At 33.8% G+C, this 21,796-nt stretch carries 21 protein-coding genes; 8 read left to right on the top strand and 13 right to left on the bottom strand.

Features of this window, described 5'->3' with window-relative positions:
• Positions 1-6: 6 nt before the first annotated feature.
• Both J2X17_RS01645 and J2X17_RS01640 read right to left on the bottom strand, forming a co-directional pair.
• Entirely contained in the window at positions 7-789 is a 783-nt protein-coding gene (locus J2X17_RS01645; RefSeq protein ID WP_310294061.1) for a DUF3050 domain-containing protein, read from the bottom strand.
• 84 nt (positions 790-873) lie between these two features.
• Positions 874-2,052: an acyl-CoA dehydrogenase family protein gene (locus J2X17_RS01640; RefSeq protein WP_310294059.1), complete on the bottom strand. Its 1,179-nt coding sequence runs from the start codon at positions 2,050-2,052 to the stop codon at positions 874-876.
• A gap of 154 nt (positions 2,053-2,206) precedes the next feature.
• On the opposite strand from J2X17_RS01640, the gene J2X17_RS01635 reads away from it, so the two are divergent.
• Positions 2,207-3,961: a helix-turn-helix domain-containing protein gene (locus J2X17_RS01635; protein ID WP_310294058.1), complete on the top strand. Its 1,755-nt coding sequence runs from the start codon at positions 2,207-2,209 to the stop codon at positions 3,959-3,961.
• Between the two features lie 128 nt (positions 3,962-4,089).
• On the opposite strand, the gene J2X17_RS01630 is transcribed toward J2X17_RS01635, so the two are convergent.
• The gene (locus J2X17_RS01630; protein WP_310294056.1) at positions 4,090-4,254 is read right to left on the bottom strand and encodes an rSAM-modified peptide; all 165 of its coding nucleotides are present in this window, start codon (positions 4,252-4,254) and stop codon (positions 4,090-4,092) included.
• 388 nt (positions 4,255-4,642) lie between these two features.
• Between J2X17_RS01630 and J2X17_RS01625 the strand changes: the two genes are divergently transcribed.
• The 5 genes from J2X17_RS01625 (at position 4,643) to J2X17_RS01605 (ending at position 10,388) form a co-directional block, all read left to right on the top strand.
• Positions 4,643-6,070, top strand: coding sequence for a vitamin K epoxide reductase family protein (locus J2X17_RS01625; protein ID WP_310294054.1), 1,428 nt, complete (start codon positions 4,643-4,645; stop codon positions 6,068-6,070).
• Positions 6,071-6,146: 76 nt separating this feature from the next.
• The gene (locus J2X17_RS01620; RefSeq protein ID WP_310294052.1) at positions 6,147-6,329 is read left to right on the top strand and encodes a hypothetical protein; all 183 of its coding nucleotides are present in this window, start codon (positions 6,147-6,149) and stop codon (positions 6,327-6,329) included.
• Between the two features lie 64 nt (positions 6,330-6,393).
• Positions 6,394-6,585 (top strand): hypothetical protein, encoded by a 192-nt coding sequence (locus J2X17_RS01615; RefSeq protein ID WP_310294050.1) that lies wholly within the window; start codon positions 6,394-6,396, stop codon positions 6,583-6,585.
• A gap of 317 nt (positions 6,586-6,902) precedes the next feature.
• Entirely contained in the window at positions 6,903-9,095 is a 2,193-nt protein-coding gene (locus J2X17_RS01610; protein ID WP_310294048.1) for a peptidase domain-containing ABC transporter, read from the top strand.
• Between the two features lie 3 nt (positions 9,096-9,098).
• Complete coding sequence (locus J2X17_RS01605) at positions 9,099-10,388, top strand: HlyD family secretion protein (RefSeq protein WP_310294046.1); 1,290 nt, start codon at positions 9,099-9,101, stop codon at positions 10,386-10,388.
• Between the two features lie 45 nt (positions 10,389-10,433).
• Here J2X17_RS01605 and J2X17_RS01600 read toward each other — a convergent pair whose 3' ends face one another.
• From J2X17_RS01600 to J2X17_RS01585, 4 genes are all read right to left on the bottom strand, one after another.
• Positions 10,434-11,141 carry a tRNA1(Val) (adenine(37)-N6)-methyltransferase gene (locus J2X17_RS01600; RefSeq protein ID WP_310294044.1) on the bottom strand — a complete coding sequence of 236 codons (708 nt, stop codon included), beginning with the start codon at positions 11,139-11,141 and terminating at the stop codon, positions 10,434-10,436.
• Positions 11,142-11,272: 131 nt separating this feature from the next.
• Positions 11,273-11,626: a four helix bundle protein gene (locus J2X17_RS01595; protein ID WP_310294042.1), complete on the bottom strand. Its 354-nt coding sequence runs from the start codon at positions 11,624-11,626 to the stop codon at positions 11,273-11,275.
• Between the two features lie 196 nt (positions 11,627-11,822).
• Entirely contained in the window at positions 11,823-12,347 is a 525-nt protein-coding gene (gene rimM, locus J2X17_RS01590) for a ribosome maturation factor RimM (RefSeq protein ID WP_310294040.1), read from the bottom strand.
• Positions 12,348-12,362: 15 nt separating this feature from the next.
• Complete coding sequence (locus tag J2X17_RS01585; protein ID WP_310294037.1) at positions 12,363-12,938, bottom strand: 30S ribosomal protein S16; 576 nt, start codon at positions 12,936-12,938, stop codon at positions 12,363-12,365.
• A 194-nt stretch (positions 12,939-13,132) separates the two neighbouring features.
• Between J2X17_RS01585 and J2X17_RS01580 the strand changes: the two genes are divergently transcribed.
• Together J2X17_RS01580 and J2X17_RS01575 are read left to right on the top strand one after the other, a co-directional pair.
• Positions 13,133-13,615 carry a DUF6252 domain-containing protein gene (locus tag J2X17_RS01580; RefSeq protein ID WP_310294036.1) on the top strand — a complete coding sequence of 161 codons (483 nt, stop codon included), beginning with the start codon at positions 13,133-13,135 and terminating at the stop codon, positions 13,613-13,615.
• Positions 13,616-13,749: 134 nt separating this feature from the next.
• Positions 13,750-14,109 carry an RNA recognition motif domain-containing protein gene (locus J2X17_RS01575; protein ID WP_026982652.1) on the top strand — a complete coding sequence of 120 codons (360 nt, stop codon included), beginning with the start codon at positions 13,750-13,752 and terminating at the stop codon, positions 14,107-14,109.
• Positions 14,110-14,349: 240 nt separating this feature from the next.
• Here J2X17_RS01575 and leuB read toward each other — a convergent pair whose 3' ends face one another.
• The 6 genes from leuB to J2X17_RS01545 all read right to left on the bottom strand — a co-directional run bounded on the left by leuB (position 14,350) and on the right by J2X17_RS01545 (position 21,657).
• Positions 14,350-15,411, bottom strand: coding sequence for a 3-isopropylmalate dehydrogenase (gene leuB, locus J2X17_RS01570; protein ID WP_310294035.1), 1,062 nt, complete (start codon positions 15,409-15,411; stop codon positions 14,350-14,352).
• A 114-nt stretch (positions 15,412-15,525) separates the two neighbouring features.
• Positions 15,526-17,046 (bottom strand): alpha-isopropylmalate synthase regulatory domain-containing protein, encoded by a 1,521-nt coding sequence (locus J2X17_RS01565; RefSeq protein ID WP_310294033.1) that lies wholly within the window; start codon positions 17,044-17,046, stop codon positions 15,526-15,528.
• Between the two features lie 122 nt (positions 17,047-17,168).
• The gene (gene leuD, locus J2X17_RS01560) at positions 17,169-17,765 is read right to left on the bottom strand and encodes a 3-isopropylmalate dehydratase small subunit (protein WP_026982656.1); all 597 of its coding nucleotides are present in this window, start codon (positions 17,763-17,765) and stop codon (positions 17,169-17,171) included.
• A gap of 172 nt (positions 17,766-17,937) precedes the next feature.
• Positions 17,938-19,332 (bottom strand): 3-isopropylmalate dehydratase large subunit, encoded by a 1,395-nt coding sequence (gene leuC / locus J2X17_RS01555; RefSeq protein ID WP_310294028.1) that lies wholly within the window; start codon positions 19,330-19,332, stop codon positions 17,938-17,940.
• A 520-nt stretch (positions 19,333-19,852) separates the two neighbouring features.
• Positions 19,853-20,773, bottom strand: a complete 921-nt coding sequence (locus tag J2X17_RS01550; protein WP_310294026.1) for a helix-turn-helix domain-containing protein — start codon at positions 20,771-20,773, stop codon at positions 19,853-19,855.
• Positions 20,774-20,853: 80 nt separating this feature from the next.
• Positions 20,854-21,657: an SDR family oxidoreductase gene (locus tag J2X17_RS01545; protein ID WP_310294024.1), complete on the bottom strand. Its 804-nt coding sequence runs from the start codon at positions 21,655-21,657 to the stop codon at positions 20,854-20,856.
• Between the last annotated feature and the right edge of the window lie 139 nt (positions 21,658-21,796).

Below are 21,796 nucleotides of genomic sequence, written 5' to 3'. Positions count from 1 at the left end.
TGGTTTTTATGCCATTTCTGTTTTCAGCAGAATTTCTTCTTCGATGGCATTCCAAAGTCCGATGCGTTTTTCTAACGCCAATATCGAAATTTCTTCCACCTCTTTCCATTTTTGAGCATCATCTTCACATAAATCATGGATCATCTGCATCGCCATTGGTCCATGTTCGTCGGCATCAAGTTCGATATGTCTTTCAAAATAATAGAGTAATTTGCTCAAATCAGTTTCAGGTAAATTCTTCTGAAAGTTTTTAAGGATTTGGGTAAACATACTCGGAATCAAATCTTCTCTTCCAAAAGTGAATGCAGCGGCAATTTGATGTGGTTTTCCTTCTTCGATAACGCGGAAAGTAAAATCTAAAAATGCTTTAATATTGGGGTGTAATGAACTTTGTTTGATTGCAACAAAAATATTGTGAAGCGAATGCACTTCAGCTAAAAAATTATTGATTCCGCTTGTATCAGCGCCACAATCTTCCATTGCTTCAAGATACATTTCATAATGACTTTGTCTTCTTCCGTCGATAGTTAAATCTGTTTCTTCAGCAAGAACAATTTCGTTGATTAAATATCTTGTTTCAGGGTTTTTAGTAGCAAACCAAGGCGTTGTAGTGCAAGTTAGTTTGGCTTGTAAAGCTTTTAGTAGTGACATAAAATCCCAAACTGCATAAACGTGACTCTCTAAGAAACTATGCAAATCATCAATGCTCTGGATTTTGTTGTATAAAGAATGTTGTAAAAGTTGCTCCTTTTGAGGTTGAATGCTATTGTTTATAGTTTCAATATTCATTTGTAAAATTTTTGCAAAGATAAAAAGCTTCTTGTTAAGAGAAGCTTTTTATATTGATTTTGTATATATTTTAATAGTTGTCAGCTATTTAAATGCTGCAATTCCGGTTACATCCATTCCGGTAATCAACAAATGAATGTCGTGCGTTCCTTCATAAGTAATTACACTTTCAAGATTCATCATATGTCGCATGATGGAGTATTCACCTGTGATTCCCATTCCGCCTAACATTTGTCGGGCTTCGCGTGCAATATGAATAGCCATATCGACATTATTACGTTTTGCCATCGAAATTTGTGCTGTTGTAGCTTTTCCTTCGTTTCTTAAAACACCTAAACGCCAGGTTAATAATTGGGCTTTGGTAATTTCAGTAATCATTTCGGCTAATTTTTTTTGTTGTAACTGTGTTCCTCCAATTGGTTTCCCAAACTGAATTCTTTCTTTCGCGTAGCGCAAAGCTGTATCGTAACAGTCCATTGCGGCTCCTATTGCTCCCCAGGCGATTCCGTATCGTGCAGAATCTAAGCAGCCAAGCGGGGCTCCTAATCCGGATTTATTTGGTAAAAGATTTTCCTTTGGTACTTTAACATTATCAAAAATCAATTCACCGGTCGATGATGCACGAAGCGACCATTTATTATGAGTTTCAGGAGTTGTAAAACCTTCCATTCCTCGTTCAACGATTAAACCATGAATTCTGCCTTCTTCATTTTTAGCCCAAACCACTGCAATATCAGCAAAAGGAGCATTCGAAATCCACATTTTGGCACCGTTTAAAAGATAATGATCTCCCATGTCTTTAAAGTTGGTAATCATGCTTGCAGGATCAGAACCGTGATCAGGTTCAGTCAGTCCAAAACAACCCATAAATTCTCCAGTTGCTAATTTTGGGAGATATTTCATTCTTTGTTCTTCGTTTCCATACTTCCAAATTGGGTACATTACCAATGAAGACTGAACTGATGAAGTAGATCGTACACCCGAATCTCCGCGCTCAATTTCCTGCATGATTAAACCATATGAAATCTGGTCTAAACCAGCACCACCATATTCTACTGGAATATATGGTCCAAAGCCGCCAATTTCTCCAAGTCCTTTTATAATTTGTTTTGGGAATTCTGCTTTTTGAGCATACTCTTCTATAATAGGAGAAACTTCTCTTTTTACCCATGCACGTGCTGATTCGCGAACTAGCTTGTGTTCGTCTGTCAATAAATCGTCAAGGTTGTAATAATCTGGGGCTTGAAATAAATCTGGTTTCATTTTTGATAGTTTAACTAAAACAAATTTACGCAATAAAAATATAACAAAACAAAGGTAAATTGTTATATTTTTGCATCGTCAAGACAACATTACGATATATAATGAGTTTATTGATAATTTATAAGTTATTTTTGATACTCCAAAATCAAATTAAATGAGGCTAATCATCTCTTTTTTACTGCTTTTTGTTCTGAATAATACCTTCGCTCAGCATAAAGTTGAGCTAACAGAACAGGAGTATTTATTATTACAGGACAAAATTCGACTAAATCTTAATGTAAATGTCGATAGTTCGTTCGTATATGCCAAAGAAATGGCTAAATCGAATAACTATAAACATTTAGCATTCGCAAATGGTGTAATGTCTTATTTGTATCAAATAAAAGGCAGTACTAATGATTCTAAAAAGAAATATAGTGAGGCGCTTAGTTATTTAGAAAAAATGACCGATTCACGAGATAAGACGCAATTAAAGTCTTACTTGTATAATTATAAAGGATTGACAGAGTGGCACAAAGGTAATTTAAGTGAAGCTCTTGAAACCTACCAAATAGGATTAAAGCTTTCTACAGCAATAAATGATATCAAACAGATCGTTAAATTTAAAGCTAATATAGCTTTAGTTAATGAGGGAGTTGGAAATTACCAATTGGCTATTAAAAACTTAAAATACCTGAATAATTTTGTCGAACAAAATGAGGGCGTTTATACTAAAGATCAATTATTGAATTATAAAAGTAATATCAATTTGAATTTAGGAAGTGCCTATGAAAGTTACTTCGTGAAGAATCCAAATAAGAGGCATCTTTTAGATTCGGCAGAATATTTTTACAAGAAATCGATCAATTATTCTCAAACTTTCACGGATAATAAGATTACCGCGAAATTAAGTTTGGGAAATGTGTATAATTGGAAGAAGGACTATAAAAATGCTGAAAAAACGTATTATGATGTAGTCTTCCTTTCACAACAAAACAATCAGAAAGATATTTTATGCGTTGCAAACTATAATTTAGGGGACATTTATTACTTCACCAAAAAGTATGAAAAAGCTTTAGTGTTCTTTAAAAAATGCGATTCAATTGCGGCGATAACACAAATCAATAAAATAGATTTTGTAAAGTCGAATTACTATCAGGCCAAAATTTATAACATCCTTAAAAAACCTGAATTAGCTTATAAACATTCAAAAATCTATTTGGATAATTATGAGAAGTTTGAAGAAAAATTGAGCGAAGAAGCATTAGAAGTAAATTATAAACAAGGGGTTGGTGATTTGACTGCTGAGATGATTACCATTGAGAAAAAATACCAAAACGATGTTTTTTGGGATAGATTTCTGAAAGTTTTTTACATGCTGTTGTTTGTGGGGATAGTCTTTTTGTTAATCAAAAATATTAGAGACAAAAATAATGCACATAAAAAGATGAATGCTTTAATTGAAGAGTTTAAGGCAAACATTGAAAAGAGAAATCAAATCGAAACCGAACCGGAACTGCCTGAACTGGTTCCGGAGCCTGAGGAGGTTCTGTTGAAAAAAGAAAATATCAATTTAAGTATTGATGAAGCTAAAGAGAATAAAATAGTCGAAAAACTATTGGCGCTCGAGAGTAAACAGGAATTTTTGAATGCCGATTTTACGTTGCCATATGTGGCAAAAAAAATAAAAACAAATACGACTTATTTATCCTATGTAGTCAATAAACGATTTGGTAAATCTTTTGGTGAATATTCGAACGAACTAAAAATTAATTACGTTATCAATGAGATGATAACCAATCATATGTATCGCAAATATTCTACGCAGGCAATTGCAGAAAGTGTAGGATTTAAAAATGCGGTTTCTTTTGCAAAGTCATTTCGCAAAAGAACCGGAGTTTCTCCGGCTCAGTTTGCGAATAGTATTTAAATATTTTAAGGTTTTTCCTTGTTTTTAAGATCAGATTCACAAAGAGAGATCTCTACTAGGTGCTTTTTCTGATAGCTTTTTGATGATTTTATTCTTCTAAATCATCGGCCTTTTAATTTTTCATTACCTTATGGTTGAGTAACGCCATGTCCTCCACTAGTTCCACCTTTTCCAGGATCGCCATCGATTGGAGGAAGAACAACTGGATCATCACCACCTCTAACGGTTTTTTGTTGATTTTTAGATAATTTTTCTTCTTCAAAATCTTCGAATCTTAATTTCTTATTTGCCATGTTCTTAGGTATTTAATTATTACTACCTCAAAACTAGACAAAAAGGAAAACGCTTAATCGATATTGCGGTTTTGAGGTTTTTTATTAAAATTATTTCAATGTAAATATCTTAAAATCAAATGATTAATTCGGTTTATATGGTTGCTATAATTTATAAATTGTATGTAGTATAATTGATAAAATGTGTAAGGCTAGTCTATATTTTATGAAAAAATCAACAATATTTGTACTGTAATTATGATTTAAACGGTACAGAAAGATGTTACAACTTGTCCAAAAATTTCTTCAAATTAATAGATACTCAGAGATAAAAAATGAGTTTAAGGATCTGTTTCTTTCTCATCCCAATTATCCAAGTTTATTTGCAATAACAGATTCGTTAGATTTAATGTCTATAGAAAATGCAGCAATAAGAGTTCCGAAGGAACAGATCGTAGATTTGCCGTCAAATTTTTTAGCGTATTTTCAAGACGAACTTATATTGGTAGAAAAAGCTAAAAATGGTGTTCGTGTTACGAGTTCTAAAAAAGGAGTCTTTAAAATGGCTTATGAAAAATTCCTTTTAGACTGGAGCGGAGTAATTGTAGCAATCGAACCAAACAATATAATAGCGAGAGAAAACTTAAAAGTTGAATACAGCTGGTTAAAGTATATTTTGCCTTTATTGCTTTTAGTGGGGCTATCTTTTTTTTACAACACCTATAACGTATTTAGTCTTGTTTTTTTAACGACATCTATTTTAGGTTTTATAGTTAGCATTTTTATCGTGCAGGAAAAATTGGGCTTTAAAAATAACATAATTTCAAAATTTTGCGATCTAAGTCCAAATTCATCATGTAATTCGGTTATTAATTCTACTGGTAAAAATCAGAATAAGTTATTAAATTTTTCAGATTTACCATTGTTCTTTTTCGGAGCAAGCACGATTGCAATTTTGGTACAACCTTTAGATTCTGCAATTTTCGTTGGGTTTTTAAGTTTATTGACTATCCCTGTTATAGTGTCTTCAATTTGGATTCAAAAATTTGAAATTCAGAAATGGTGCGTTATGTGTTTAATGGTTTCGCTTTTAATTTTTACACAAAGCGTTATTTGGTTTATATCAGATCTCTTTACATTAACTTTTGCTTTTGAAAGTATTTTTCCATTTTTATTTTCACTGATCATTTTGGTTCCTATCTGGCTTGCAATGAAGCCAATGTTGAAAAATATTCTGAATAATGAAAATTCTCTCAAAGAATTAAAAAAATTCAAAAGAAATTATTCACTATTAAACTTCTTATCTAAAAAAGTACCTAACACAAAAGGATTTGATGATTTGAGAGGTTTGAATTTTGGTAATAGAAATGGAGCTGTAAAACTATCTGTAATTATAAGTCCGAGTTGCGAACATTGCCATAATACATTTCAGGAAGCGTTTGATTTAGTTTTGAAATTTCCGGACAGAATATATTTGAAAGTTTTATTCAATATCAATCCTGAAAATACAGATAATCCATACAAGATTGTGGTTGAGAGGCTCTTGGCAATTAATAGATCAACTCCCGGAAAAATAGTGGAAGCTATTTCAGATTGGCATATTAAGAAAATTGGACTCAAAAAATGGTTGAAAAAATGGCACGGAGAGCCGGTTAGCATGATGATAAATCAGGAAATACAAAAGCAATACGAATGGTGTTCTAAAAATAACTTTAATTATACACCGGTTAAAATTGTAAATGATAAATTGTTTCCGAATGAATATGAACTCAATGAGTTGAGATATTTTTTAAACGATTATGTAGAAGAAATTGAAGTTCTTGAAAAAATAGCATAACATTAAAAATTAATTATAGCAATATACCGACACAATTTCAAAGGCTTTAGAACGATTATCCCCAAAAATTAACCTTATGCTAAAGAATATTTTAAACCTTGAGGGAACTCAGGAATTAACGGCAAATGAACAAAAAAAGATTATTGCCAGTAATGTAAAAGAAAGATCATCACGATGTGATACCTGGAATGAGACATTGATAACGTATGAAGATTGTACGCCATATTTTCCGTTGGAACTATATAGCATGATAAATTAAAAATTTTCTAAAAAGAGAATTTCAAGTCAATAGAAAGTGATTTAGCAATTAAAACAAAATCAATATGTTAAAAGAAATTTTAAATCTTAAAAATGCTCAGCATATTAGCAAAACTGAACAGAAGACAATTAAGGGTGTAATTCCTGAATGTTGGATTTATGCTTTAGAGGCAGGTTGTGTTTTAATGCCATTTGGTGAACCTTGCCCAATAGATAAAACATCGGGTGTATGTGATTCAAGTCGCCTTTGCTGCTAATTTTTAACTTTTATAGTAAAACAAAATAGCCTTTATTAGAATTTAGTCATGTTTTTTTTAATTTGTAGGCGCTCGATCGTGGAACATTGAGCAAATATCCCAACATTGATGATTGGTGTCGGGATTCTTAGGAAAATTGGTCACTGTGTTAGTTTTACTTGGTTAGAGTTAACCAGTGCCATATCCTACAGAAATTGTTTTACTAATAATAACGTTTTTAAATACTTAACAGAGAAGATTTGTTTCTTCTCTGTTTTTTTTTAATATTATATCAAAAAATATAATGTTAAATTGCTGCTGAATAAACCAAAAATAAATTGAAAAAATTTACCCATTACAAACAAGCAGATTTTAAAGACTGTGGGCCAACATGTTTGAAAATTATAGCAAAACATTATGGCAAAACAGTCAACATTCAGGAGTTGCGGGATATCAGCGAAACAACTCGTGAAGGAAGTAATTTGCTTTTTTTAAGCGATGCTGCAGAAAAAATGGGTTTCAGGAGTTTAGGGGTAAAATTAAATGTAGAACGATTAGAAGAAGCTCCTTTGCCATGTGTTTTGCATTGGAATAAAAATCATTACGTTGTACTTTATAAAATAAAAAAAAATAATTATTATATTTCAGATCCTGGTTTTGGATTGATTGAATATAATAAAGAAGATTTCATCAAGTTTTGGATTGGAAATAACGCTGATAATTTAACTAAAGAAGGAATTGCATTATTGCTCGAGCCAACACCAAAATTCTTTCAGTCTGAATTTGATAAAGAGGAGAATAAAGGTTTAGGATTTAAATTGTTATCGCAATATGTGCTGCGTTATAAATCATTTTTGACCCAATTAAGTGTTGGTTTGTTTGCCAGTAGTTTATTGATGCTGATTTCGCCTTTTTTGACCCAGAGTATTGTTGATGTCGGGATACAGAATCAAAACCTTCATTTTGTTTATTTAATACTTTTTGCACAATTGTTCGTCTTTGTGGGCAGGATGGGACTAGAGCTTATCAGAAGCTGGATATTGCTTCACCTTTCTACCCGGATAAATATTTCGCTTATCTCAGATTTTTTTATAAAACTGATGAATCTCCCCATTTCATTTTTTGATGTCCGCATGACCGGAGATATTATGCAGCGTATTAACGACCATCGTCGTATAGAAAAAATTCTGACCACATCGTCTTTAAATGTATTGTTCTCTGTCATCAATATGTTTGTTTTGGGAGGCGTTCTGGCTTATTTTAATTTGAAGATATTTCTCGTTTTTTTCATCGGAAGCGTTCTTTATTTTGGATGGATTACTCTGTTTTTAAAACGAAGAGAAGTTCTCGATTATAAACGTTTTGCTGAGGTTTCGCAGGAACAAAGTAAAGTTATAGAGCTAATTAATGGCATGCAGGAAATCAAGCTTCATAATGCCGAAAAACAAAAACGTTGGGGTTGGGAGTATGTACAGGCGAGACTTTTCAGGGTTTCAATAAAAGGACTGATTCTAGAACAAACTCAAACTGTAGGTTCCTCTTTTATTAATGAATTAAAGAACATTTTTATAATATTTCTTTCAGCAAAATTGGTAATTGAAGGGTCGATTTCACTTGGAATGATGTTGGCTATCAGTTCAATTGTGGGGAGTTTAAACGGCCCAATAACACAGCTAATCGAATTTGTAAGAGAATTGCAGGATGCCAAAATATCATTGGCGAGATTGTCTGAAATTCACGAAAAAGAAGATGAAACACAACAAGAAGTTCATCAGACAAATGAAGTTCCATACGATTCTGATATTGTGATAAAAAACCTCTCATATCGTTATTTAGGATCAGATATTCCTGTTTTAGATAATATGAATCTGATTATTCCGGCCAATAAAGTGACGGCAATAGTTGGTGTCAGCGGCAGCGGAAAAACAACCTTGATGAAATTACTGCTAAAATTTTATGAACCCGAAAAAGGCGAAATAACAATAGGAAATGCTCAACTTAAAAATATTGCACAAAAAGCATGGCGATCTACAGTTGGCGCTGTGATGCAGGAAGGTTTTATTTTTAGTGATACCATTGCCAATAATATTGCAATTGGTGTTGATAAAATAGATAAACAACGTTTGGTCTACGCTGCAGATGTTGCTAATATAAAAGAATACATTAGTGAACTGCCTCTTGGTTACAACACTAAAGTTGGTGCAGAAGGAATGGGAATGAGCACCGGACAAAAACAGCGTTTATTGATAGCGAGGGCGGTGTATAAAAACCCTGAAATATTGTTTTTTGATGAAGCAACATCGGCATTAGATGCAAATAATGAGAAAGAAATAATGCAAAAACTCGATACTTTTTTCAAAAATAAAACGGTGGTCGTGATAGCGCACCGACTAAGTACTGTTATGAACGCGGATCAGATTGTGGTTTTGGATAAAGGAAAAATTATCGAAATCGGAAATCATTCTGCTTTAGTGGAACAAAAAGGAAATTATTTCGAACTGGTTAAGAATCAATTGCAATTAGGAAATTAAATCATGGTTGAAGATACATTCGAATTACGAAGCGAAGAAGTTCAGGACATTCTTACCAAAGTCCCACATTGGATGATCCGATGGGGAACTGTTTTGATATTTGCCATCATTTTTATGCTGTTTTTCGTGTCGTGGTTCATCAAATATCCTGATGTTGTCAACACCGAAATTGTAATCACAACTAATATTCCTCCGGAGAAAATAGTATCAAAATCCTCCGGACGCATTGAAGCAATTTTAGTAAAGGATAAAGCTGCAGTGCCAAAAAATACAACCTTAGCTATTATTGAAAATACAGCCAATTACAAAGATGTTTTTTTGCTGAAAAACATAGTCGATAATTATAATGTTAATAATAGTCGAAAAGCATTTCCATTTGCTGTTTTAAAAAATACACAATTAGGCGAAATAGAAAGTGCCTACGCTGTTTTTCAGAAAGATTATGAAGCGCAGGAATTAAATAAAAATCTACAGCCATTTGAAGTAGAAAACAGAGCACAAAATTCTGAAAAAATTCAGATCAAGGATCGATTGGAAATTCTGCAGCAGCAAAAAGTATTAAACGAAAGCGAATTACAACTTCAAAAAAATGAAATTGCCCGTTTTGAAACGTTGTTCAATAAAGGAATTATTTCAGCTCAGGAAATGGAAGCCAAAAAACTAACTTATTTGCAGGCACAAAAGAATTATAGAAGTCTGTTATCGTCGATTTCAGAGTTGAAGTCCTCTTTGATAGATAATACAAAATTGAGTCAGAATTCGCAGATAAGCGGGACTAAAGAAGAAGTTAACCTAGGTCGCAACATGGCGCAGTCTTTTTATCAGCTTAAAAAAGTGATAAAAGATTGGGAATTGGCTTACACTTTAAAATCATCCGTTAGCGGTGTGGTTACTTTTTTGCAGGTTTGGACAGAAAACCAAACGATTAATGTAGGTGATAATGTATTTTCAATTATTCCCGATGCTAAAAATGGTTTTATCGGAAAAGTAAAAGCTCCGGCATTGAACTCGGGTAAAATAAAAGTAGGTCAAACCGTAAACATCAGGCTGGCTAATTTTCCGGACAGAGAGTTTGGTGTTTTGAAAGGAAAAATTCAAAATATTTCCCTTATTCCGGATAAAGATGGAAATTTGTTGTTAGATGTTGCCTTGCCAAATGGCTTATTGACTTCGTACAACAAGCAAATTATATTTCAGCAGGAAATGAAAGGAAGTGCTGAGATTGTGACTGAAGATTTGAGATTAATAGAAAGAGTACTGTATCAGTTTAAGAATATTTTTGAGCAGGTTTGACTGCGCGTGTAATCTTCAAAGTTTTAAATTTTGACAAAGATAATTTTACATCTTCAAATAAAATTCCTTTGTCAATTCAATATATTCAGGAGTATAAACGTGTCTGTCGATTTCGATAATTAATTCATCGATTTCGATTTCAGACGTTTCATTTCGGCTAAAAGCCAATAAACTGCGCTTAATTTCAGATTTTGATGTTCCTTTAACGCGCGTAATTTTTAGGGGATACAATTCAGATTCTCTCGCAAGAGCGATAAATTTTTCTTCTTCTTTGAAAGGAATAATTAAAGCAAATATTCCATTTTCGGAAAGTAATAAATCAGCAGCTTGCACTAATTCTTCAAAAGGCATGGCATCCTGAAAACGAGCTAAGTCGCGCTGTTCGCTTTCAGTTTTATAATCTTCGGCATAAAAAGGCGGATTCGAAACAATCAAATCGTACTCATCTTCCGGTTCTTCAATAAATTCATCAAGACCAGCATGGAAACAAAACAATCGATCTCCCCAAGGTGAATTTTCGAAATTTTCTACGGCCTGTTCATATGCTTCTTCATCTATTTCAAGAGCATCAATTTGTTCGGCATGACTTCGTTGAGCCAACATCAAAGCAATAATTCCTGTTCCGGCACCAACATCTAAAATACTAAAAGGATTGTGGCTTACTGGAGCCCAGGCACCAAGTAAAACGCCATCAGTCCCGACTTTCATAGCGGTTTTGTCTTGTTGAATAGAGAATTGTTTGAATGTAAACATAAAAATTAAATTCCAATTTTTTAAATTCCAAATTCCAACTCGAAAAATAAAATTCCAATAAAGAAATTCCAAATCCCAAATTTAAAGCGGAGTAATTTTGAGTTGCAAAAGTAAGATTAAAATCTTAATTTTTATTTCGAAGTTTTGGTGATTATTGCGGATAGAATTTTTCTTAATTCTTCGATTTCGTACAGTAGAGATTCTGAATGGTTTTTTTGTTCAGGATTTAATTCTTGTAATAGTCGTAGCCAATATTTAGATTCTTTAGCTTCTTTTCGGGATATTTTTAGTCGAAAAATTAAATCTTTATCTCCGAGTTTTTCATTTGCTTCAATGTAATTCGCACCAACAGAACCTGATGATCTGGCTAATTGTTTGCCATCTTCAATATTGGATATTGTTGTAGTTAAAGTTTTAATGTATAGACGACAATCTTTTGCAAACAAAAAAGTTCTCTCTTCTAAATCATATGGTTTGTTAATCATAAAAATTTCCAATTCTTTTAATTTCCAATTTTCAATAAGTAGGGTTCAAAAATAAGAATTTATTTTTAAATAAGATTTTTCTTTCAATTTTTTTTTAATAAAAAGGTCATTTACAAAATTGAAGTTCAATTTTATTATTGAGATTTGGAATTCCTTTTTTTGGAATTTGGAATTTAAAAAAATTTGGAATTTCTTCTTAAAGGTACATCTCCACCAAACCTTCTGGCAGATTCATGATTACTTTTTTGTTTTCACGATCAATTTTTACAAGGAAATGATCGATCATCGGAATTAACATTTCGACTTCGCCATTTAAAACTTCAAAAAGAGGTTGTGCAGTGGTGTCATTGACAGCGACAATTTTTCCAAAAACGCCTAAACGCTGGTCTTCGATTTCAAAACCGATAACCTCATGGAAATAAAATTTGTTGCCTGAAAGTTTTGGCAACATACTTAACGGAAGATAAATTGCATTTCCCATAATGGCATCTGCTTCTTCTTCTGTATTCATGTCTTCAAAACGAATTCTAAGAAAATCGTTTTTGTGTAGAGAACTTTTTTCAATAAAAAAAGGAACCAAGTGTTTGTTGCATTCAACAAACACTGATTCCAGGTTTTCGTATAACTCAGGTTCGTCCGTGTCTAAATAAGCCAGAACTTCACCTTTGAAACTAAATTTTTTAGCGATTTTACCTAAATAAAAACATTCTTCTTTACGCATTCTCGCTTAGTAAAATTATGCTTCAGTTGTTTCGTTATTTTCTTCAGCAGCAGGAGCTTCTTCAGTAGCAGCTTCCGCTTCAACTTCAGCAACTTCTTCTTCTTCAACTGCAGGTGTTGCAGCAGCGATAGCATCAGCTTCAGCTTGAGCTGCAGCAGCTAAACGTTTAGCGTTAACTTCTTGTTCTGCTTTAAAAGCTTTAGCTTTAGCATCAGCTTGCGCTTTTGTTAAACCGTCTTTTTTAGCATCAACTTTTCCAGCTTTAGCTTCTAACCAAGCAGCTAATTTAGCATCAGCTTGCTCTTGAGTTAAAGCACCTTTACGAATACCTCCATCAAGGTGGTGTTTCAATAAAGCACCTTTGTAAGAAAGAATTGCTCTGGCAGTATCAGTTGGTTGTGCACCATTGTGTAACCATTTTACAGCGCTATCAAGGTTTAAGTCGATAGTTGCAGGGTTAGTGTTTGGATTGTAAGTACCGATTTTCTCTAAGTATTTACCATCTCTTTTTGAGCGTGCATCTGCAGCTACAACCCAGTAAAAAGGTTTTCCTTTTTTACCGTGTCTTTGTAATCTAATTTTTACTGACATAATCTTATGATTAAATTTTGAGGTACTCGACCTCTGTTAATTAAGGGCGCAAAGATATAATTTTTTTATGAATTATGTGTTCCAAATAATATTAAATATATTTGAGATCGCTTTTTAACTTTTTTTTCGGTTTTAGGTTGTAATTTTTAAATGTTTATATCAAATAAGGTACTTTTGTATCAAACTCTTTCTACATGAAAAAAACCTTGTATTTTCTGTTGCTTGTTTTTGCTTTTTCATCTTGTACTGAGGATGTTAAGTTTAATAATCCGGCTTTCCAAACTTTAAAAGATAATGTTTTTTGGAGGGCAATTGGTTATAATGCATACACGGGAACCGCCGGAAATATGATTATCGAAGGTACTTTAGGCTATGAAAAAGTGATTTTGAAAATTCCTTCTACCGCGGTAAAAACGTACGTTCTGGGGGTTGATAATCTTACAGTTGCATCTTTTTCAAATACTTTTCCAGGACAATTAGCTGATTTCAGTACGGGTGCAAATAAAGGTACTGGTCAGATTGTTGTTACTGAGTTTAATACAGAAACAAACACGATTTCGGGAACATTTAAATTCACGGCTCCTAATAAGGACGAAAGTAATATTGAAAGCCCAAAAGTTGTTTTTACTGAAGGCGTTTTTTATAAAATCCCAATTGCAGTTGCTCCAGCGAAGTAAATTTTTTATTTGTAATCAATTGGTTTTAGTGGATTCTGTTTTTTAAAATCAAAATAAAAACATAAATAAGCTAATATATAGTAGATTAGAGAAAAATAAGATTACATTTGCTACATTATTATAAATAAGTACATATGAACATTTTTGTTGGAAGCCTTCCATTCAGTATTGAGGAAGCAGATTTAAGAGAGTCTTTCGAGGCTTACGGAGCAGTAGATTCAGTTAAAATCATTACTGATAAATTTACAGGAAGAAGCAAAGGTTTTGGTTTTGTTGAGATGCCAAACGATGCTGAAGCTCAAAAAGCAATTGATGAATTGAACGGAGCTACTGTTCAAGGTCGTGCAATTGTAGTTAATAAATCTGAACCGAAACCAGAAGGCGAAAGAAGAAGCTTCAACAATAACAGTCGTGGTGGTGATTCACGCGGTGGTTATGGTGGAGGAAACAGCCGTGGTGGAAATGACCGTGGAGGTAACAGAGGAGGATATTAATATTTTTTTCTAAATATATAAAAGGGATCAACGAAAGTTGATCCCTTTTTTTTGTGATAAATAATTTTGTTTCAGGTTTATTTTGTTTCAGGTTTCAAGTTGGAAAAACCTAAAGCCTTTGTTTGTCCTTTTTAAGAATATTTTCTGTAGAGATGCACAGCAGTGCATCTAACACAAGTTGAAGACGCACTGCTGTGCGCCTCTACATGAAACTTGAAACAAATAAAACTTGAAACAATCCTATAAGTTAGCTATAAGCCAATCTCCAACTTCGCTTGTTTTGTAGGCTTTTGATCCTTTTGGAGCTAAATCTTCGGTAACAATTCCCTGTTCTAAAGATTTATTTACAACTGCTCTAATTGCTTCCGCCTCATCTTTTAATCCGAAAGCATCTTCGAACATCATTGCTGCAGATAAAATAGTCGCTAACGGATTAGCAATATTCAATCCTGTTGCTTGTGGATATGATCCGTGGATTGGTTCGTATAATGAAGTGTGCTCTCCAACAGAAGCAGATGGCATTAATCCCATAGAACCTGAAATTACAGAAGCTTCATCAGTTAAAATATCTCCAAATAAATTTTCTGTTATCAATACATCATAAGAGTTTGGCCATTGCACCAAACGCATTGCAACAGCATCAACAAATTCGTAAGAAACTGTAACTTCAGGATAATCTTTTTCCATTGCCTGAACCGTCTCTCTCCACAAACGTGAAGTTTCCAAAACGTTTGCTTTGTCAACGCAGCATAATTTTTTGCTACGTGTCATTGCTAGTTCAAAACCTTTTTTAGCCAAACGCTGCACTTCAGCTCTTGTGTAAACACAATTGTCAAAAGCAGTTTCTCCACCATCTTTTCTTCCTTTTTCTCCAAAGTAAATTCCGCCAGTTAATTCTCTTAAGAAAACTAAATCAGTTCCTTCGATTCTTTCTCTTTTTAAAGGAGAATTATCAATTAAAGAAGGAAAAGTAAAGGTTGGACGTACATTAGCAAATAAACCTAATTTTTTACGCATTAACAATAATCCTTGTTCTGGTCTTACTGGAGCGCTTGGATCATTGTCGTATTTTGGGTGTCCAATAGCTCCAAACAAAACCGCATCCGCTTTCATACAGATTTCGTGAGTTTCGTCAGGATAAGGAACTCCAACGGCATCAATTGCACAAGCTCCTGTCAATGCAGGTGTCCATGTTATTTCGTGATTGAATTTTTTTGCAATAGCATCAGAAACTTTTACAGCTTCATTAATTACTTCTGGTCCGATTCCGTCTCCGGCTAAAAGGGCTATGTTAAATTTCATTTTTTTATTTTTTATTTTAAGGTTCAAAGGTTCAGAGGAACAAAGGTTCAAAGTTTAAAACACAAAGTGAGAGAACCTCTGTCCCTCTGTAACTTTGAACCTTTGTCCCTTAAATTAAGCAATTACATTCAACATCTTCTGCGTTGCAATAATCGCTGCAACCGTTTGATCTGAATCTAATCCTCGGGTTTTAAATTCTTTTTCGTTGTTTATCCAGGTGATAATTGTTTCGCACAAAGCGTCAGAACTACTTCCGGGTGGAATTCGCACTGCGTAATCAATTAGTTTTGGAAGCGTTAGTTTTTTGCTTTTGTAAATTTTTGACAAAGCATTCATAAAAGCATCAAACTGACCATCGCCCTGAGCGTGTTCTTCAATTACTTCGCCATCAATTTTTAGGCATAAAGTCGTTGATGGGCGCATTCCTTTTGAGTGCACTAATATATATGACTCGATTGTAATTTTATCTTCGTAAGTGTGACTGTCCAAAACATCAGAAATAATGTATGGCAAATCTTCTTTGGTAACGGTTTCTTTTTTATCGCCTAATTCGATGATTCTTTGGGTAACCAATTTTAAATCTTCCTGGTTTAATTTCAAACCTAATTCCTGAAGATTCTTTTCAATATTGGCTTTTCCGGAAGTTTTTCCTAAAGCATATTTTCGAGTTCTTCCGAAACGCTCCGGAAGCAAATCATTAAAATATAAATTGTTTTTATTGTCTCCGTCAGCATGAATTCCTGCAGTTTGTGTAAAAACATTATCGCCGACAATTGGTTTGTTGGCTGGAATTCTATAACCTGTAAAAGTTTCTACAAGCTTACTTACAGAGTATAAAGAAGTTTCTTTGATGTTAATGCTAACCTCCGGTAAATAGTCATTTATTACAGCAACGGTACTTTCAAGTGGAGCATTTCCGGCACGTTCTCCCATTCCGTTTACCGTAACATGTAGTCCGTTTATGCCAGCTTTAATGGCTTCCATAACGTTTGCCACGCTTAAATCGTAATCGTTATGTGCATGAAAATCAAAATGAATTGTCGGATATTTTGCTCTGATTTTTGAAAGAAATTCGAAAGTCAGGGACGGAATTAAAACGCCTAAAGTGTCCGGAAGCAATATCCTTTTAACGGGTTGAGTGGATAAGAAATCCAGAAATTGAAAAACATAGTCTGGAGAATTTCGCATTCCGTTGCTCCAGTCTTCCAAATAAACATTGGTTTCAATGTCATTTTCTTTCGCTAAAGCGATGATTTGTGCAATTTCAGAAAAGTGTTGTTCCGGAGTTTTTTTTAATTGATGCGTTAAGTGATTCATCGAACCTTTGGTCAATAGATTCTGTACTTTGGCACCGGCTTTTTTCATCCATTCAATTGAAACTCCTCCATCTACAAACGAAAGTACTTCAATGCGATTAATATATCCTCTTTCTTTAGCCCAGGTTGTAATGCCTTTTACAGCCTGAAACTCGCCTTCGCTTACACGGGCGGAAGCAATTTCGATTCGATCAATATTTAATTCCTCCAACAACAATTGCGCAATGGTTAGTTTTTCTGCAGCAGAAAATGATACTCCTGAGGTTTGTTCACCATCACGAAGCGTCGTATCCATTATTTCAATTTTTCTTTTTTCCATATTGATTTCTAAATTCCTTTTCAAAGTAAATTGTAGTTATGTTGTCTTGGTTTAGCTTAACTTATAAAGACCCGACAGATTTTAAAAAACCTGTCGGGTCTCATAGGACTGAACCTGATTTTTTAGTAAGGAAGTTTATCGGCGAAAGCCACAATATCTTCCTTAATATTTTGCAAATAATCAATGTCATCAAAACCATTGATCATGTTGTTCTTTTTGTATCCGTTGATTGCAAAAGATTCTGATTGACCAGTTGCCAATAAAGTAATTGTTTGATTTGGTAAGTTGATTTCTAATTCTGTTTTAGGATCAGCTTCGATTGCCTTGAAAATTGTATCAGCAAATTCAGGGCTAACCTGAACTGGCAAAACACCAATATTCAAACAGTTTCCTTTGAAGATATCAGCAAAGAAACTTGAAACTACAGCTCTAAAACCGTAATCGTAAACCGCCCACGCAGCATGTTCTCTTGAAGATCCTGAACCGAAGTTTTTTCCTCCAACCAGGATTTTTCCACTATAAGTTGAATCGTTTAAAACGAAATCAGCTTTTGGAGTATCATCTCCATTATATCTCCAGTCTCTAAAAAGATTATCTCCAAAACCTTCACGTTTTGTAGCTTTCAGGAAACGAGCCGGAATGATTTGATCTGTATCTACGTTCTCAATTGGTAGTGGCACAGCACTACTAGTAAGTATATTAAATTTATCGTATGCCATTTTTTGGAATTTTAGATTTTAGATTTTTAGATTTTAGATTTTCTTTTGAAAACTTAAACTTAGAATCTAAAAATGTTTTGTATTAAATAATGTAAATCAATTTTTGTTTGAAGAATTTTAGAAGACAAACGACACATAGTGAAATCTAAAATCTAAAATCTTCAATCTAAAATTAAAAAAGTTCCCTCGGATCAGTTAGTTTTCCTGTAACAGCAGCCGCTGCTGCCATAATTGGAGAAGCTAACAAAGTTCTTGAACCAGGACCCTGACGACCTTCAAAGTTTCTGTTTGATGTACTCACTGCATATTTTCCAGCTGGAACTTTATCATCGTTCATTGCCAAACATGCTGAACATCCTGGCTGACGTAATACAAAACCAGCTTCAGTTAAAATATCTAAAATACCTTCTTCTTTAATCTGAGCTTCAACAACGTGAGAACCCGGAACTAACCAAGCGGTAACATTATCTGCTTTTTTTCTTCCTTTTACAATTTCAGCGAAAGCTCTAAAATCTTCAATACGTCCGTTTGTACAACTTCCTAAGAAAACATAATCAATTGGTTTTCCAATCATTACATCATCTTCGTGGAAGCCCATGTAAGCTAGAGATTTCTTGTAAGTTTCGGCACCACCTTCAACTTGATTGGCGTTCGGAATATGTTTTGAGATACCAATTCCCATTCCAGGGTTAGTACCATAAGTAATCATTGGTTCAATGTCTGAAGCGTTGATGTTTAATTCAGCATCAAAAACTGCATCAGCATCCGTTTTTAAAGTTTTCCAGTATTCAACCGCTTTAGTCCAGGCTTCACCTTTTGGAGCATATAATCTTCCTTCAAGGAAATCAAAAGTAGTTTGGTCTGGTGCAATCATACCTCCACGAGCTCCCATTTCGATACTTAAGTTACAAACTGTCATACGGCCTTCCATAGTCATATTTTCGAAAACATCTCCGGCGTATTCAACAAAATATCCAGTTCCTCCAGAAGTAGTTAATTGTGCAATAATATAAAGTGCAACGTCTTTTGGACCAACACCTTTACTCAATTGACCGTTTACGTTGATACGCATTTTCTTTGGTTTTGGCTGCATGATACATTGTGTAGAAAGCACCATCTCAACCTCAGAAGTTCCGATACCAAAAGCAATAGCACCAAAAGCACCATGAGTAGAAGTATGTGAATCTCCACAAACAATAGTAGCACCTGGCAAAGTAATTCCGTTTTCAGGACCAACTACGTGTACAATTCCGTTTTTAATGTGACCTAATCCCCAGTGTGAAATTCCGTATTCGTTGGCATTGTCTTCAAGTGCTTTCAGCTGATTAGCTGATAGCGCATCCTGAACGGGTAAATGTTGGTTTATGGTTGGTGTATTGTGATCTGCAGTTGCAAAAGTACGCTCTGGGTAAAGAACCTTAACGCCTCTGGCTTTTAATCCTAAAAAAGCAACAGGACTCGTAACTTCGTGAATGAAATGGCGGTCAATAAAAAACACATCTGGTCCATCTTCAATTTTACGCACTACATGTGAATCCCATACTTTGTCAAATAATGTCTTACTCATTTTTTATTTTTTTTAATTGTAATTTCTATAATCACAGCAATTCCTGATAATAGCAAAACAAAAGTAAAAAAAGATACAAAGTGGTCAATTTCAATATTTCATTATATACGATACCCAAACTTAAATACAAATTACTATTCGTATTTATCCGTTTAATTTTGTTCGGAAAATCAATGATAAATTGCTTTTGTTTTTCTTTTTCCCGTTAATTTTGACAGGATTGCTTTTAATTTTAATAGTTTGCAAATTTATCTCAAAATCACTATAAAATATACTGTTTTATTTAAAAAAATGTAACAAAATGAGTAAAAATAGTAATAATTGTTAGTTTTGGATTGTCTTTTAGAATTTAAGAAGTTGGCAATTAATATGATTTTAAAGTCTAAAAAATCAATTTAGGATGGATATCGGTAAGTCCAATTTTAATTCAAATACTACGACATCCAAGAAGTGTATTTTTATGAAAATTTATGAATATTAGGAGGAAAAAGGAATGATAATGCAGAGAATTTATTTTAGACTAATTCAATGAATTTTTGAATTCTAAAGGAGTAAGATTCGTTTTCTTTTTGAATAATTTACTAAACGACTGCGGATATTCAAAGCCAAGTTGGTACGCTACTTCTGCTACCGAAAGATTGGTGGAAATCAGGAAGTCCTTAGATTTTTCAATTAGTTTTGAATGAATATGCTGTTGTGCATTTTGTCCGGTTAAATTCCGGAGCATGTCGCTCAAATAGTGACTGGAAACATTAATTTGCGAAGCAAGAAAATCTACTGTTGGTAATCCTCTCTTTAAGGTTTCGGCATCGTTGAGATAATTGTCAAGTGTTTCTTCTACTTTCAGCAATAGATCGCTACTAATCGTTTTTCGTGTAATGAATTGTCGTTTGTAAAAACGATTGCTGTAATTCAGCAAAACGTCAAGATAAGAAACAATTACATCCTGGCTCATTTCATCTATGGCATTATGAAGCTCACTATCAATACTATTTAATAATCCTATAATGGTTGTTTTTTCAGTATCAGAAAGGTGTAGCGCTTCGTTGGTATCATAAGAGAAGAAACCATATTTTTTGATGTTTTTCCCCAAAGGATAATTTCTAATAAAGTCCGGATGGAAAAACAATGTAAAACCGTGATATTCGGCTCCTTCTTCATTATCAGTGAAAATCAGTTGATTGGGAGAAGTAAACATTAATCCACCTTCATTAAAATCATAATAACCCTGACCGTAGCCCATTTTTCCGTTGGTAGAATATTTATAAGATATTTTATAAAAATCAAGCAAAAAAGCATTATTCGTCAATTCAGCATTGATAACCAATTTGGTATTGTCAACCAGACTAATCATAGGATGAATCGGTTTTGGTAACCGAAATAAACTATGAAATTGCGATATAGAAGAAAGTCTCGACGGATTGTTGTGTTTCTTATCCATGATATAAAGGTATAAAAAATCAAAAACCAATACCGTGCAGCCTATCAAAATCTGTACGGTATCAGTTAGGAATTAATGAATTATGCTCCCAAAAATTGTTTTCCAAAGGCAGCGCGAAAAACTTCATCGCCTTGTTCCAGTCTTTGTTGATAAAGTGCTTTAGCATCTTCTCCGGCCACATATCTGAGTTTGGTTTTTCCATCTGTAGCTGCTTCGTAGACAACTTCGGCAATTTGTTCTGCAGTCGATGCCATCTCAAACATGGCATCCACATTTTCAAACATTTTGTTTGTCATTGCTTCATATTCAGGTCTGCCTCCTGTATCAAGTGAACCGTGCAGAAATTCTGTTTTGATACCGCCCGGAGAAACCGTTTTAATGTTCACACCAAACGGATTTAATTCATACGCCATACTTTCGCTCCAGCCTTCAAGTCCCCATTTGGTTGCGTGATAAACAGATCCTAAAGGAAAAGAAATCAAGCCGCCAATAGAAGTGGTGGAGATGAATAGTCCGCTTTTTCTTTCTCTGAAATACGGAATAAAAGCATTGGTAACACGTATTACGCCCAATAAATTAGTATTAAGTTGTTTGGTAATTTGATCATCGTTAAAACTTTCCAAGGGACCAATTAAACCGTAACCGGCATTGTTAAAAACAACATCAATATCACCTAATTCCAGTGCTTTTTGAACCGTGCTTTGTATTTGGTCATAATTGGTAACATCCAAGGGTAATAGCGTTACATTTTGTAAACCAGAAAGTTCTGTTTCCTTTTCTGGACTTCTCATTGTTGCGATTACATTCCATCCTTGTTGGTGAAATAATTTTGCTGTTGCTTTTCCTAATCCGGAAGATGCGCCTGTGATAAAAATTGTTTTCATAATAATTTGTTTTTATTTGATGAAGCAAAGTTCAGGATAGAGAGGAGTTAAAAAGTATCCATTTTGGTGCAATGAGTATCCAAAATGAATAATCGATTTTTTTAGGATTATATAACAGCTAAAAAAACTTTGTGCGTAA

The sequence above is a fragment of the Flavobacterium aquidurense genome (assembly GCF_031458035.1).
Taxonomy (GTDB): domain Bacteria; phylum Bacteroidota; class Bacteroidia; order Flavobacteriales; family Flavobacteriaceae; genus Flavobacterium; species Flavobacterium aquidurense_C.
This window is presented reverse-complemented; position numbering and strand designations above follow the sequence as displayed.